Source organism: Oceanicaulis sp. LC35, assembly GCF_052055585.1.
GTDB lineage: Bacteria > Pseudomonadota > Alphaproteobacteria > Caulobacterales > Maricaulaceae > Oceanicaulis.
This window is the reverse complement of record NZ_CP170485.1, coordinates 908,793-922,761: the sequence shown is the minus strand read 5'-3', so window position 1 is coordinate 922,761 and position 13,969 is coordinate 908,793. Positions and strand designations below refer to the sequence as shown.

Annotated in this window: 17 protein-coding genes; 14 read left to right on the top strand and 3 right to left on the bottom strand. The window is 62.0% G+C overall.

Features of this window, described 5'->3' with window-relative positions; genetic code table 11:
• The first annotated feature begins 64 nt into the window (after positions 1-64).
• From pseI to hisF, 5 genes are read left to right on the top strand one after another with little or no spacing between them, the layout of a single operon-like run.
• Complete coding sequence (gene pseI, locus ACFELO_RS04300; RefSeq protein ID WP_440959342.1) at positions 65-1,126, top strand: pseudaminic acid synthase; 1,062 nt, start codon at positions 65-67, stop codon at positions 1,124-1,126.
• The gene (locus tag ACFELO_RS04295; RefSeq protein WP_440959341.1) at positions 1,123-2,205 is read left to right on the top strand and encodes a DegT/DnrJ/EryC1/StrS family aminotransferase; all 1,083 of its coding nucleotides are present in this window, start codon (positions 1,123-1,125) and stop codon (positions 2,203-2,205) included. The genes pseI and ACFELO_RS04295 overlap by 4 nt, the downstream gene beginning before the upstream one ends.
• On the top strand, positions 2,202-3,200 hold the full coding sequence (locus ACFELO_RS04290; protein ID WP_440959340.1) for a hypothetical protein: 999 nt from the start codon (positions 2,202-2,204) through the stop codon (positions 3,198-3,200). Before ACFELO_RS04295 ends, ACFELO_RS04290 begins: the two co-directional genes overlap by 4 nt.
• 11 nt (positions 3,201-3,211) lie before the next feature.
• Positions 3,212-3,844, top strand: a complete 633-nt coding sequence (hisH, locus tag ACFELO_RS04285) for an imidazole glycerol phosphate synthase subunit HisH (protein ID WP_440959339.1) — start codon at positions 3,212-3,214, stop codon at positions 3,842-3,844.
• The gene (gene hisF, locus ACFELO_RS04280; protein WP_440959338.1) at positions 3,838-4,623 is read left to right on the top strand and encodes an imidazole glycerol phosphate synthase subunit HisF; all 786 of its coding nucleotides are present in this window, start codon (positions 3,838-3,840) and stop codon (positions 4,621-4,623) included. The genes hisH and hisF overlap by 7 nt, the downstream gene beginning before the upstream one ends.
• 2 nt (positions 4,624-4,625) lie before the next feature.
• Here the strand turns inward: hisF and ACFELO_RS04275 are convergent, their stop codons facing one another.
• Positions 4,626-5,354, bottom strand: a complete 729-nt coding sequence (locus tag ACFELO_RS04275; RefSeq protein WP_440959337.1) for a WbqC family protein — start codon at positions 5,352-5,354, stop codon at positions 4,626-4,628.
• 120 nt (positions 5,355-5,474) lie between these two features.
• Here ACFELO_RS04275 and ACFELO_RS04270 point away from each other — a divergent pair, with 120 nt between their 5' ends.
• The 6 genes from ACFELO_RS04270 (at position 5,475) to ACFELO_RS04245 (ending at position 11,642) form a co-directional block, all read left to right on the top strand.
• The gene (locus tag ACFELO_RS04270; RefSeq protein ID WP_440959336.1) at positions 5,475-6,707 is read left to right on the top strand and encodes an N-acetyl sugar amidotransferase; all 1,233 of its coding nucleotides are present in this window, start codon (positions 5,475-5,477) and stop codon (positions 6,705-6,707) included.
• A complete protein-coding gene (locus ACFELO_RS04265) occupies positions 6,704-7,927 on the top strand; it encodes a DUF4915 domain-containing protein (protein WP_440959335.1) in 1,224 nt (407 codons plus the stop codon). Before ACFELO_RS04270 ends, ACFELO_RS04265 begins: the two co-directional genes overlap by 4 nt.
• Positions 7,928-7,929: 2 nt before the next feature.
• Positions 7,930-8,655 carry a pseudaminic acid cytidylyltransferase gene (pseF, locus tag ACFELO_RS04260; RefSeq protein WP_440959334.1) on the top strand — a complete coding sequence of 242 codons (726 nt, stop codon included), beginning with the start codon at positions 7,930-7,932 and terminating at the stop codon, positions 8,653-8,655.
• Between the two features lie 75 nt (positions 8,656-8,730).
• Positions 8,731-9,573: an AAA family ATPase gene (locus ACFELO_RS04255; protein WP_009801410.1), complete on the top strand. Its 843-nt coding sequence runs from the start codon at positions 8,731-8,733 to the stop codon at positions 9,571-9,573.
• 54 nt (positions 9,574-9,627) lie between these two features.
• Positions 9,628-10,452, top strand: a complete 825-nt coding sequence (locus ACFELO_RS04250) for a hypothetical protein (RefSeq protein WP_440959333.1) — start codon at positions 9,628-9,630, stop codon at positions 10,450-10,452.
• A 2-nt stretch (positions 10,453-10,454) separates the two neighbouring features.
• Positions 10,455-11,642, top strand: coding sequence for a vWA domain-containing protein (locus tag ACFELO_RS04245; RefSeq protein ID WP_440959332.1), 1,188 nt, complete (start codon positions 10,455-10,457; stop codon positions 11,640-11,642).
• 56 nt (positions 11,643-11,698) lie between these two features.
• Here the strand turns inward: ACFELO_RS04245 and ACFELO_RS04240 are convergent, their stop codons facing one another.
• Complete coding sequence (locus ACFELO_RS04240) at positions 11,699-12,322, bottom strand: glutathione S-transferase family protein (RefSeq protein WP_440959331.1); 624 nt, start codon at positions 12,320-12,322, stop codon at positions 11,699-11,701.
• Positions 12,323-12,424: 102 nt separating this feature from the next.
• Here ACFELO_RS04240 and ACFELO_RS04235 point away from each other — a divergent pair, with 102 nt between their 5' ends.
• Positions 12,425-12,769, top strand: a complete 345-nt coding sequence (locus tag ACFELO_RS04235; protein WP_440959330.1) for a chorismate mutase — start codon at positions 12,425-12,427, stop codon at positions 12,767-12,769.
• Here the strand turns inward: ACFELO_RS04235 and ACFELO_RS04230 are convergent.
• Positions 12,766-13,080 carry an Hpt domain-containing protein gene (locus ACFELO_RS04230; protein WP_440959329.1) on the bottom strand — a complete coding sequence of 105 codons (315 nt, stop codon included), beginning with the start codon at positions 13,078-13,080 and terminating at the stop codon, positions 12,766-12,768. The genes ACFELO_RS04235 and ACFELO_RS04230 overlap by 4 nt on opposite strands.
• 143 nt (positions 13,081-13,223) lie before the next feature.
• Between ACFELO_RS04230 and ACFELO_RS04225 the strand changes: the two genes are divergently transcribed.
• Both ACFELO_RS04225 and ACFELO_RS04220 read left to right on the top strand, forming a co-directional pair.
• Positions 13,224-13,490, top strand: coding sequence for a CBU_0592 family membrane protein (locus tag ACFELO_RS04225; protein WP_440959328.1), 267 nt, complete (start codon positions 13,224-13,226; stop codon positions 13,488-13,490).
• 24 nt (positions 13,491-13,514) lie between these two features.
• Positions 13,515-13,967: a MaoC family dehydratase gene (locus ACFELO_RS04220; protein WP_440959327.1), complete on the top strand. Its 453-nt coding sequence runs from the start codon at positions 13,515-13,517 to the stop codon at positions 13,965-13,967.
• Positions 13,968-13,969 lie beyond the last annotated feature (2 nt).

The window sequence follows — 13,969 nt, the reverse complement described above, 5'->3', positions numbered from 1 at the left end:
TTCTTAATGAACCAAGACTCATCATAACAGTAAACAAGCCCCCTCAACCGGCAGGAGCGTTGTCATGGCCGCCCCCTCTTCCGTGTTTGACCAGATCGAGGATCACAGCCGCCCGCCCGTGATCGTGGCGGAGCTCTCGGCCAATCACAGCGGGGATTTGTCGCGCGCGCTGGAGATCATCCATGCCTGCGCCGAGGCCGGTGCGGACGCCCTGAAGCTGCAGACCTATACCGCCGACACCATCACGCTCGACCATAATGGTCCGGGCTTTGTGCTCAAAGGCGGGCTCTGGGACGGCCGCAAGCTGCACGACCTTTATGAGGAAGCGCATACGCCCTGGGACTGGCACGCCGCATTGTTCGAGGCGGGTCGCAAGCATGGAATGGAGGTGTTCTCCTCCCCGTTTGATTTCACCGCGGTTGATTTTCTCGAACAGTTCGAGCCCCCCGCCTACAAGATCGCCTCGTTCGAACTCATTGATCTGCCGTTGATCACCTATGCCGCGCAAACCGGCCGCCCGCTGATCATGTCCACCGGCATGGCGACCTGGGACGAGATCATCGAAGCCGTGCTGACTGCTCGACAGGCCGGGTGCGAGCGCCTGTGCATCCTGCATTGCACCTCGGGCTATCCAACCCCGATCGAGCAGGCGGATCTGAACACCATTCCCGACCTCATCGCCCGCCTGCAGCTGCCCATCGGGCTCAGCGACCATACGCCGGGCATCGCGGCTCCTGTCGCTGCGACGGCACTGGGCGCCCGGATGATCGAAAAGCACGTCACAATGCGCCGCTCGGATGGCGGACCGGACGCCGCCTTCTCGCTGGAGCCCGATGAGCTGGCCTCGCTTGTGAAGGAAACCCGCAACGCCCATGCCGCTTTGGGCGGCGTGCGCAAGGGGCTGGCGCAATCGGAAGTCGGGTCACGCACTGTGCGCCGTTCGCTTTATGTCACGCGCGACATCAAGGCAGGCGAAACCCTGACCGAGGACAATGTGCGCTCGGTGCGTCCGGGCGGCGGCCTGCATCCGCGTGAATGGACGAAGGTGCTGGGCCGGACCGCGGCGCGTGATCTCAGCTTCGGCGACCCGCTGGACTGGTCAATGATCTCTGACGGGACCGCATGACGGAACGCGCAGCATCAGCGCTCGCCAAGGCGTTTGACGGCGGACAGGCCATCCTGTTCGGACGGGCGCGCTCGGCGCATCTGGCGTTGTTTGAAGCGCTCGGCCTGCATGGCCGCTCCTCCATTCTGATCCCCTCCAACGCTTGCCCCAGCCTTCTGGCCTGCGCCTGGGCCAGCGGCGCGGAAGTGCGCCTGGCGCCGGTCAGCGCCGAAACCGGGATCAATGAAGACGCGGCGCTGGCCAGACAGCTTCGCATACTCTCCCGCCCCGGCCGCAAGGGCGCGGTTCTGCTCACGCATCTTTATGGATTCCGGCTCGACTTTAGCGAGACTCGGAAGGCTGCGAGCGAGCTGGGCTGGGTCACGGTCGAGAATGACGCGAACGCCTCAAGCTTTGCACCGAAGGCCCGGCTTGAGGATATCGCACGCATAGTGAGCTTTGGTCCCGGCAAGGTGCTGGACGCGGGTTCTGGCGGTGCGGTGATCACGCGCGACAAGGCGCTGGCCGAAGAGCTCAAGCGCATCACTGCCCGCTACCCCGGACTGGATGACTGGGCGGAGCGCGATGAGGACAAGCTGATGCTTGAACGCCGCGCCCTGCGCAATGCGGGCCGGTCTGCCGACATTGAAAACACCCTGGTTGAGGAAATGCGCCAGCTTCGCTTCGGCTTTGATCCCGAAACCGAAGAGCCGCTTCTGCGCGCCCTCGCCCATTTGCCAACCCGGCTCGCCGAACGTCAGGAACGCCGGGACGCCTGGATCGAGGCGCTCAGCGGTTTTGACCCGCACCTGCAGGTCATCGACCTCAACCAGACCGCCCCCTGGCGGCTGATCGTCAGGGCAGACCCGAAAGTGCGGGACTTTGTGGTGGAGGCCCTTCGCAAGGCCGACATCGACGCCGGGACCAATTATCCGTCACTGAGCCAGTCCTTCCCGAAGCTGACCCGCCAGGACGCGCATCCAGATGCAGACGCCTGGTCCAGGTCTGTGATCAATCTCTGGCTCGATGCACGTTATGATGCCGCCAGAATCAACACGGCGCGCACCGTGATCGAGACTGAATTGGAGGCGCTGACATGACTTCCCTGATCATCCGTGTGGACGCCCTGCACGAAACCGGCCTCGCGCATGCGGCGCGCTGTTCTCGCCTGCTCGACCTTTTGCCCCAGCGCCCGACCGTCCATGTTCTGGGTCAGGGCGACGCGCTGAAGGACTTTTTCCCGCATGACAAGATCGTCCCGCTCAAGGGCCCGGTGGATGTCTTCCTGAAGGCGTTGGTGATCGAGACCGGCGCGAACGCCGTGCTGGTCGATCAACCGGCAAAGGACCCGCTGCTCTGGGAGGCGCTGGACGCCCTGCCCCAGCTCAAGCGGATCATGATTGATGATTTCGGCTCTGACGCCCCCGCCGATCTGGTGATCAACGGGACGGTGATCGAGCGGTATCACAGCTATCCCAATCTGCGCGCGGATGGTCAGGCGCTCTGTGGCGGCGCGTATTCACTCATTGCCCCCGTCTTCGCCAAATCCCGCCATGACGAGCCTCGCAACGGGCCGGTCATCGCTATTTGCGGCGGTGGCGAGCGCGCGACCGACTGGGCGATGATGCTGGCCGAGCATGGACCTGCGCTGTCCAGACCCCACCCTTTCATCCTCATCGTGGGGTCGAGTTTTCCCGACTTTGACGCCCTCAAGCAGATGGCGGTCTATAATGGCGGCATCGCCAAGCAGGGCTTGCCCGCCCACCAGGTCGCCAGCCATCTCGCCCGCACGCCCGTCGCTATCATGACCGGCGGCATGGTGGTCTATGAAGCGCTGGCGGCTGGAACACCATCGCTAGTCTTCCCGCAGCTTGAAAACCTGATCCCGGAAATCGACTGGTTCGAGGACCATGGCGCCCTGATCAATCTGGGCCATGAGAACGGCGATAATCTCGAACAGCTGTCCTCGCATCTGAATGGCCTTCTCAAGAATGAGGACGCCCTTCAAGCCCTGAGCCAGAAGGGCCCCGAACTGATTGACGGGCTTGGCATGAGCCGCGCCGCCGAGGCGATCAACGCCCTTTTGGGACAATAAGCGAAGCGCTCATGACGATTGCGATCATCGACTATGGCATGGGCAATCTGACCTCGGTCAGAAACGCCTTCGCGCATCTGGGCGCAGAGGTCGTGGTCAGCCATGACCCCGGCGTGCTGCGCGCTGCGAAGGGCGTGGTCCTGCCCGGTGTGGGCGCGTTTGGCGAAGGCATGGCGCATCTGCAGGAGCTGGGCCTCGCCCAGCTACTCAAGGACGAGATCGCCGCTCAGCATCGCCCGCTTCTGGGCATTTGTCTGGGCATGCAGCTTTTGCTCGATGAAAGCGCCGAGCATGGCCAGCACAAGGGGTTGGGAATTGTGCCCGGCAAGGTGCGTCGCCTCGCGCCGCCGCCCCATGATCCGCCCTATCGCGTGCCGCATGTGGGCTGGAACCATGTGGAGGCGACAAAGACGGAGGGCCTGTTCAAGGGCCTGCCCGAGAATGAAGCCTTCTATTTCGTCCATTCCTTTGTTTGCGAACCCGAACGCGCAGAAGACGCAGCGGGCTGGAGCGAGCATGGCGAGCGCTTTGTCTGCGCGCTGGAGCACGGATCTGTCTGGGCGGCGCAATTCCATCCCGAGAAAAGCCACAAGGCCGGCCTTGCCCTTCTCAACAACTGGCTGGAGTTCGTCGCCTCATGCTGATGCCGCGTCTGATCCCGGTCCTCCTCTTGATGAATGGCCAGCTGGTCCGCTCTGAAAAGTTCACCACCCATCAGATCATTGGCGATCCCCTGCACGAGGTGGCGCGCTTTAACGAGTGGAAGGTGGACGAGCTCATCTATCTTGATATCTCCCGCACCGCCGGACTGGCGCAGGGCCGCCGCGATGCGGGCAATCGCGCCTATGCCGACGCCATGGAGGTGCTCGAAGCGGTGGCGAGCCATTGTTTCATGCCTTTGACCTGGGGCGGGCATGTCACCTCGCTCGATCAGGTGCGCGACATCTTCAAGCGCGGCGCCGACAAGGTCGCGATCAACACCGCAGCCTTTGAAACGCCCGAGCTGATCACCCAGGTCTCCAAACGCTTCGGCGCGCAAGCCATGGTCGTCAGTATCGACGTGCGCCAGACTGAAGACGGCTATGAAGTGATGACCCAGGGCGGGCGGACCGCCACAGGCCGTGATCCGGTGGCTTGGGCGAAAGAGGCCGAAGACCGCGGCGCCGGCGAAATCCTGTTGCAGAGCCTCGATCGCGACGGGCGCGGTACGGGCTATGATGTCGCCCTGATCGAGCAGGTCTCACAGGCTGTCACCATCCCGGTCATCGCCTGTTCGGGTGTCGGTGTGTACGAGCATTACGCCAAGGGCCTCAAAGCGGGCGCGGACGCCGTCGCTGCCGCCAATATCTGGCATTTCAAGGAACTCGCCGATCGTGGCGGCAAGCGCGCTTTGCAACGCGCCGGCTTTGACGTGCGGATGTAGGCTCAGGCCTCAAGCGCGGCCTGCGCCAGCTTGAGATCCCGCGTCATCTCTCCACAGCTGCGCACCAGTTTCGCCGTGTCCGGGCCCAGATTGAACAGGGCGTCGATGATGGAGAGGCTGGGGAGGAAGGCTTTGCCCTGCGGGTACTCGGGCGGCGTAAAGGCCTGCCAGAAATGGGTGACGCCATTGGCGGAAAAACCCGCCTCATCCACATAGCTCGCCGCTCCCACATTGGAGATATAGGCGTCCGCGCCTGCCGCGTGGCAAAGCGAGATCAGCCGGTCCTGGCTTTCGCCTTCATGGTCCAGCTCAGCGCTATCCAGAATTCGTGCATCAAGCTCCAGAACCTCGCAAAAATGGCGGATCAGCGCGCAGTTGAGGTCTGAAAGGTTGGGGTAGTCACGCTCGATCAGGGCCTCGATCGCCGGGAAATACGCGTCGAAATGCGGCCGCTTGCCATAGACCTGTTTCAGCGTGGTCAGATGCTTTTTCCGCCAGGGCTCGGCTGCGATCTCGGTCTGGCGGATCGTGCGATGCAGATCACCGGATTTCTTCACCGGCACCGACAGGAAGATCGCCTCCTGGCCATTGCGCACCCGGTTGCGTTGCTGCCAGCTATGGCGCTGGAACTGCACGTCCGGCAGCAGCACGAAGACATCGCTGAGGGCGATCTTGTGAAACAGGATCAACCCCGGCAGGTAGACCGGCTGATGTGCGCTCAGGGTTCGCATGGGCCCGCCCTTCCCGTTTGTGGTGCATCGCTTGGGCTAAACTTAACGATTCAGGCGTTTTGTTACCCTTAAGCACGGCGATGATTCGTCCTCGCCACATCCCAGCCTGAGGGAAGCGCCATGAGTGTCCAGTTCTGCAAGACCTGTTTTTATCCCAGCTCGTCAGCGGCGCCGCTGACCTATGACGAGAACGGGGTGTGCTCGGGCTGCCGGGTGGCGGGCCAGACCGTCGAGATCGACTGGGACGAACGCTGGGCCATGCTTGAAGAGCTGGTGGCCGATTACCGCAATCCCAGAGGCTATGATTGCGTCATCCCTGTGGGCGGCGGCAAGGACAGCTATTACCAGACCCATCTGGCGGTCAAAAAGCTGGGCCTGCGCCCGCTATTGGTCACCTATCATGGCAACAACTTCCTGCCCGAGGGCGAGTATAATCTCCAGCTGATGCGCGAGGCCTTCGCCGCCGACCACATCATCTATCGCCCCGGCCTAGATACGCTGATCAAGATGAACCTTCTGGGGTTCAAGCTGCATGGCGACATGAACTGGCATAACCACGCCGGCATCAAGACCTACCCGATCAAGCAGGCGGTCCTGCACAACATCCCGCTGATGCTGTGGGGCGATCATGGCTGGGTCGATCTGGGCGGCATGTTCTCCTATTCAGACTTCCCTGAGTTTACCGCCAAGACCCGCAAGGAGCATGACCTGCACGGGCTCGATTGGGATGACTTCACCGATGAAGGGCTGGAGCGCCATGGCCGCCCGGACCTGAAAATGGGTCTGACCGAGAAAGAACTCGACTTTGCGATCTATCCCTCAGACGAGGAGATCGACCGGGTCGGCGTGCGCGGCGTTTACTTGGGCTTTTACGAGAAGTGGAACGGCAACAAGTGCGCCGCCGTGGCCGAAGCCGAATACGGCTGGAAGAAAGCCGAATACCCGTTCGAACGCACCTACCGCAAAATCTCCAATCTCGACGACATGCACGAGAACGGGATTCACGACTATCTCAAGTTCATCAAGTTCGGCTATGGCCGCGCCACCGACCACGCCACCCAGGACGTGCGGCTGGGGATCATGGACTACAAGACCGGGCTCGAAATGGTCAGAAAGCATGACCACATCAAGCCGCGCCGCGATCTCGAGCGCTGGCTCAAATATGTCGATATGAGCGAGGCCGAGTTCGACCGGATCTGCGACACCTTCCGCGATCCGCGCGTCTGGCGCATTGAGAATGATCAATGGGTCAAGGATGATGTCTGGGGCGGCTCATCAAGCTATGGCCCGGTCCACCTTGAGAAGAATGATCCGCGTCGCGAGCAATACATGGTCAAGGGCGCCGAGGTATGAGCCGCACGACAACAGCCGAGTTTACGACCTTCGCCGATGTGAATGTGCGTGGCCGGGGCCGGCCCATCGTACTGGCGGGCGCCGGCAATATCGCTGACAAGACCCTGCGCCGGATCAAGGGCGTGACAGGGATCGTCGACAACAATCCCAATCTGCATGGCGAGAGCCAGGCCGGGCTGACCATCGCCAAGCCGGACAGCCTGAAGGGCGCGTCGCCCCGCCCCTTTGTGGTGATCTGCACCACGTCGTTTGTGGAAGTGGGCGAACAGCTGGCGAGCTTCGGCCTTGTTCCCGGTCAGGACTTCGTCGTCAGCCCGGTGCTTAATGATCTGCGCATCATCGCGGAGATGGAGAGCCTTGAGGAGACAGTACTGTTCACCTGCGGCCTGCCGCCGCTGGATGATCCCGAAGCCGGCGGCGGGCTCTATGAGCTGACCATCTCCGGCGCGAAGCATAGCTTCCGCAAGGTCTTCAAAGGCAATTTCCACGGCCTGCGCCCCCATGGCGAGCACTTCATCGCCATTGATGACGAGCGCGGCCTCATCACCTTTGACCGCGACTACAACATCCTCAAGGCTTTCGCCCTGCCCCAGGGCGCGCGCTGTCATGGCGTGAGCTGGTCGGAAGAGAAGCGGCAATACTTCATCGCCTGCTCCTATCTCGATGCGATCCTCGTTTATTCCGAAGACGGCGACGAGATCGATCGCATCCCGATCAGCCCCAAACAGGCGCGCACCGGCTCGGCGCAGCACCATTGCAATGACATTCTGGTGCTGGGTGACAGCGTCTACCTGTCCATGTTCTCCGCCACCGGCAACTGGAAGCGGGACGTGTTTGACGGGGTCGTGCTGGAATATGATCTGGCGGACAGACGCTGGGTCGGCCCGGTCATCTCGGATTTGTGGATGCCGCACTCGATCGACTTTGTGGACGGCTCGCTGGTGGTGCTGGATTCCCTGCGCGGGCGCCTTTTGAAGAACAACGCCCAGAGTGTGGGGCAGTTTCCGGGCTTCGCCCGCGGCCTTGCCCATGACGGCGCGCGCTTCTTCATCGGTCAGAGCCGGAACCGGAACTATTCCGCCGCCATGGGCGTCAGCCAGAACATCGCCATCGACACCGCCATCACCGTGTTTGATGAGCACACCAAGGTGTCCAAGAGCTTCCATCTGCCCTCCACGGTGTCGGAAATCCACGGCATCGCGCTGAACACCAGGCGCTGATCATGAAGATCGCGGTCATCCCGGCCCGCGGCGGCTCCAAGCGCATTCCGCGCAAGAATGTGCGCCCCTTCCATGGCCAGCCCATGATCAGCTGGCCCATCGCGGCCGCGCTCGAAACAGGCGTGTTCGATCATGTGGTGGTCAGCACGGATGATCCCGAAATCGCCGAGGTCGCCAAATCCGCCGGCGCCAGCGCGCCTTTCCTGCGCCCCCCCGAGCTGGCGGATGACTTCACCGGCGTAATCCCCGTCATTAAGCACGCAATGACCGCCATGGCCGAGATCACCGGCGAAAGCCCGGATCTGGTCTGCGCGATCTACGCTACAGCCCCCTTCCTGAGCGCGTCGGATATCAAGCGCGGCCACGACGCCCTGGTCGCCGCACCGGCTCAGGACTACGCCATCTCGGTCACGCCCTTCGCCTTCCCGGTGCAGCGCGCCTTGCGTCAGGTGCAGTCCGAGACCGGGCCGGGTCTGGCGCCCATGTATCCCGAATTCATCCGTTCACGATCACAGGATCTGGAAGAAGCCTTTCACGACGCCGCGCAGTTTTTCTGGTGTCGCCCCAAGGCCTTGCTGGAAGAAGCCCCGGTTTTTTCACCGCGTTCCATACCGATCACAATTGCACCTGAACGCGTTCAGGATATTGATACCGAGTATGACTGGCGCCGGGCCGAGCTTATGTTCCAGGCGTTGCGCGCGGATGACGCGGGCGAAGCACAGCGTTAGAGTGAAGCTGAATTCGCTGCAACCGGGCGTGGGGGAACGCTCGTAGGGTACAGAAAAACAGGGGAAAACCCGATCATGCGTTTTGAAGGCACCAAGGATTACGTGGCCACCGAAGAGCTGGCCGCAGCGGTGAACGCCGCCATCATTCTGGAACGTCCGCTGCTGGTGAAGGGCGAGCCGGGCACCGGCAAGACCGAACTGGCGCGCCAGGTCGCTGCGTCTCTGGGGGCGCCGCTGATCGAGTGGCATATCAAGTCCACCACCAAGGCGCACCAGGGCCTTTACGAGTACGACGCCGTGGCGCGCCTGCGCGATTCACAGCTGGGCGACGACAAGGTCCATGACGTCAAGAACTACATCCGCAAGGGCAAGCTGTGGGAAGCGTTTGATTCCGACGTGCGCCCGGTCCTGCTGATCGACGAGATCGACAAGGCGGACATCGAATTCCCCAACGACCTCCTGCAGGAGCTCGACCGGATGGAATTCTACGTCTACGAGACCGGCGAAACGATCAAGGCCGAACAGCGCCCCATCGTGATCATCTCCTCCAACAACGAGAAAGAGCTGCCGGACGCCTTCCTGCGCCGCTGCTTCTTCCACTTCATCGCCTTCCCGGACGAGGAAACGATGGAGCAGATCGTCAATGTCCACTTCCCGGGCATCAAGGGCGATCTTCTGGCCGAAGCGCTGGAGATGTTCTTTGAGGTGCGCAGCGCGCCGGGCCTGAAGAAGAAGCCCTCCACCTCCGAATTACTGGACTGGCTCAAGCTTCTTCTGGCTGAAGACATAGACCCGGCGATCCTGCGCGAACGCGACACCCGCAAGCTGATCCCGCCGCTTCACGGCGCTCTGTTAAAAAACGAACAGGATGTTCAACTTTTCGAACGTCTGGCTTTCATGACGCGCCGGGAAGGCTAAGGCTAAGGCACAGAATTAACTGCCTTATCTACTTAGCCCCCAAAGGTTCCCGTTATGAAAACGCTTGTTCTCGCCGCCGCCCTGGGCCTCGCTTCGCAACCGGACCCCAGCTTTATGGAGCCTCTGCGCGGCGCCATGCAGGCCATGTTCGCGAGCGACTATGATCAGGCCGAGGATCAGGCGCTGATCGCGCTTGAGGCGGCGCCGGACGCGCTGTCGCAATACCGGGTCCGGCACATGCTGACCGATATCAATGCGCGCCAGTCCGACTGGAGCGAGGCGACCATGCATGCGGCGGCCGGGCGTGAGATTTTGGGCGGGATGGGCGAATTGCCGCCCGGCCTTGCCGCCAATCCGGCCCATCTTGCCGCCGAACAATGGCGCGGCGTGACCCTGGCGGGCGAAGACGGCGAAGCGCTGACCGCGCAGTTCGTCACTCTGCACCCTGAAAACGCCGGCTGGCGGGCAGAGGGCGATACGGTGGTTCATGACCAGCTCAGCTGCGCCATGATGGAAGACGGCTTCTTGCTGTTTGACATCTATGACGCGCCGGGCTGCCAGTACTGGTCGCTCGATGATTTCGGTTTGCGCCTGCAATATGTGGACGCAAGCGACAGCCCCGCTGCGATGGACGCGCTTTTGAACACCATCCCCGAAGCGCGTCGCGAGAGCTGGATCGAACTTGAAAGTGCGGATGGCGTGACCGTGTATGAACGCGTATTCGAGCATCCGGCTCCTACGGGCGTTCAGCGTGTGGTGCTGGGAACCCGCGCCCATGACGGCGCCCTCACCGCCTATATGATGCGCTATCCGGCAGCGGATCAGGACGCGGCACGGGCCGACCTGTTCGCTCTGGTGGACACCCTGCTCGAGGAGTAGCCATGGCCCTCTTCCACCGCTTCTTCACGGATCTGCGCGCCGCCAAGATCCCGGTCTCCACCCGGGAATATCTCACCCTGCTTGAAGCCCTGAAAAAAGGCGCGATCGAGCAGGAGGTGGACAGCTTCTACGCGGTCAGTCGGGCGGCGCTGGTCAAGGATGAGCGCAATTTCGACAAGTTCGACAAGGTCTTCGCCCATCATTTCGAGGGCATCGAGGCCTTGGGCGATCTGTTCAAATCTGACGAGATCCCCGAGGACTGGCTGACCGCCCAGATGAAGCGCCATCTCACCAAAGAGGAGATGGAAGCGCTGCAGGAGATGGATTTCGACCAGCTCATGAAGACGCTGCAGGATCGTCTCAAGGAGCAGGAAAAGCGCCACGAAGGCGGCAATAAATGGATCGGCACCGGCGGCACGAGCCCTTATGGCAATTCGGGCTGGAGCCCGAACGGCGTGCGCATTGGCGGCCAGTCCAAGAACAAGAAAGCCAACAAGGTCTGGGAGAACCGCCGCTTCAAGGATCTTGATTCCGAGCGCGAGCTGGGCACCCGAAACCTGAAGGTCGCGCTGCGCCGCCTGCGCCAGTTCGCGCGCGACGGGGCCGAGGAAGAGCTCGATCTTGAAGGCACCATCCGCGCCACCGCCAGCAAGGGCTATCTGGATGTGCAGATGCGCGCCGAGCGTCGCAATGCGGTGAAAGTGCTGGTGTTCTTTGATGTGGGCGGGTCCATGGACCCCTATATCGATCTCACCGAACGCCTGTTCTCGGCGGCGCGGGGCGTGTTCAAGAATCTTGAGTATTTCTACTTCCACAACTGCATCTATGAGGGCGTGTGGAAGTCCAATCTGCGCCGGCGCACCGAAACCCGCTCCATGTGGGATGTGCTGCACAAATACCCCAGCGACTACAAGGTCGTGATCGTGGGTGACGCCGCCATGTCCCCGACCGAGATCACCCATCCGGGCGGGTCGGTCGAGCACTGGAACGAGGAAGCGGGCGGGGTCTGGCTGCGTCGCCTGAAAGAGACCTATCCCCACCTGATCTGGCTGAACCCCACGCCCGAGGGCTGGTGGCCGCACACCTATTCGGTGCAGCTGGTGCGCGAGATCATCGGCGAGGAGCGCATGTTCCCCCTGACCCTGTCGGGCGTGGACAAGGCGATGAAGGAACTGGCCAAACGGCGGTAGAGACAAAAAGGGGCGGTCGAACCGCCCCTTTTTTTCATCCATGCTGCGTCAGGCGATTATTCGGGATCGCCATGCACCGCCGCCTGGCCATGCTCGATGCCCAGCGCGCTCTCCACGCGGCGCACCCAGCCATTGACGGCGGGGAATTCAGACAGGTCAAAGCCGCCCTCATCGGCGACGCGCGTATAGGCCACCAGCGCGATGTCCGCTGCGCTCATCTCTTCGCCCACCATGAAGCTTTGCGAGATGAGGTTCATCTCCATCACGCCCAGCGCGCGGCGGCCCTTGGCGTAGAGCTCGGGGTCGAGATCGGCCTCGTTCGCGCCCTTGAAGCGCAGGGCGCTGCGCCGCACGGCGATATAGGGCTCGTGCGAATACTGCTCCCAGAACAGCCATTGCATCATCACCGCCCGCTTGAACGGGTCTGACGGGATGAGCGCCGTGCCATCGAGCAGGTAAAGCAGGATGGCGTTGGACTGGGCCAGAGTGCGGCCATCTTCATGGCGCAGCACCGGCACCTGACCGGCCGGGTTCAGCGCCAGGAAGGAATCGCTGCGGGTCTCGCCGCCGAAAATATCCACCTCGACCCAGTCATGCGGGACATCAGCGATTTTCGCCGCCCACAGGGTCTTCAGACAGTTGCCGCTCTCGATATTGCCGTAAAGGGTGACGGGCTGCATGGCGCTCTCCTGCTCTTCTTCCGCCGTTTTAGCTGCGCCCCGGCATGATGCAATGCGACGAAGGGGTTTGGAGCGCTCAAACTTCAGCCTATAACGCCGCACATGACTTCAAAATCACCTGCCCATTTTGATCTGGATGACCTGAACGCCCGCACCGCTCCTGAAGCGTGCGAGACCATGGCGGAGGTGCGTGACGGCGTGGACCGTATGGATCGGGCGCTGGTGGCGCTGATCGCTGAACGTTCGCGCTATATGCAGGCCGCCGCCCGGATCAAACCCAGCCGGGATGTGGTGCGCGATGAAGAGCGCATCGAGGATGTGGTGACGAAAGTGCTCAAGGCCGCCGAACCCGCCGGGCTTCCCGCCGAGATCGCCGAACCGGTCTGGCGCGAGCTGGTTGAGCAGTCGATCGCCTATGAATTCAAGGTCTGGGACAAGACGCGCTAGCCGCGCACAGCCGCCATGGCGTTGCTGGCGCGATCCGCCGCCGTCTCAACCGCCTGCAGCGCTTCTGCATCGCCAAAGCGTTCTTCCGCCAGCGCGCACGCCTCGCCCAGCTCCATCGCCCCGACCCCGCGCGACGCGCCCTTGAGAGTATGGGCCGCGATACGCCAATCACGTTCTGAGCTGGCCGCCTTCAAGGCGCTGACGCACGCCTCGATTTGCGCCGCCAGAAGGCCAAACAATTCCGCTTCAAGCGCGGCGTCGCCGGCCGTGTATTGTTCAAGATGGTCTCGGTCCAGAACGGGCGCGCTCATCGCGACCAACCCTCCATGCAGATGAACGCCGAACCCTAAAGGCCCGGCCGTTAACAGACCTTCACGCAGCCGCATGACTTGTTCCCCGCGCGCGGGGACAGTATGGCCAGAGCCTCAACTCGCGTCACAAGGACCCGCCTCATATGACCCTGACCGACATCATCGGACTGATGGGCGTGGCCTGCGTGCTGGCGGGCTATTTCCTCTTGCAGATCGAGAAAGTGAGAAGCGACGGGCTCGGCTATCTTCTGCTCAATCTGTGCGGCGCATCCCTCTTGATTGTCTCGCTGATGGTGACGTTCAACCTCGCCAGTTTCGTGATCGAAATCTGCTGGCTGTCGATCTCGATCTTCGGTCTCGTGAAATGGGTGATCAAGCGGCGTCGAGGCGATCAGTCACTTGACGGTTAAGCGCTTTAGCGTTCAAGTGACGCCATGAGCTTGCTAGACACATACAAGGCCCGTGTGGGCCAATCGCATTCGTCGGACTGGTTTGAGGTCACTCAGGATCAGGTCAACGCCTTTGCGGACGTGACCAAAGATCACCAGTTCATTCATGTGGACCCGGAACGCGCCAAAAACGAAAGCCCGTTCGGCGGTCCGATCGCCCACGGCTTCCTGACGCTGTCCATGCTCAGCCATTTCGGCGAGCAGGCCCTGCCGGACTTTCCCGCAGGCGTGATCGGCATCAATTACGGCTTTGAGAAAGTCCGTTTCCTGACGCCGGTTCGGGTCGGGTCAAAGATCCGCGGCACGTTCACGCTTGCGAACGTCATCGAACGCAAGCCGGGCCAGCTGCAGCTGACTCAGGATGTGACGGTCGAGATTGAAGGCTCTGAAAGCCCTGCGCTGATCGCGCAATGGCTCAGCCTGATCGCTCAGGGCTAAAG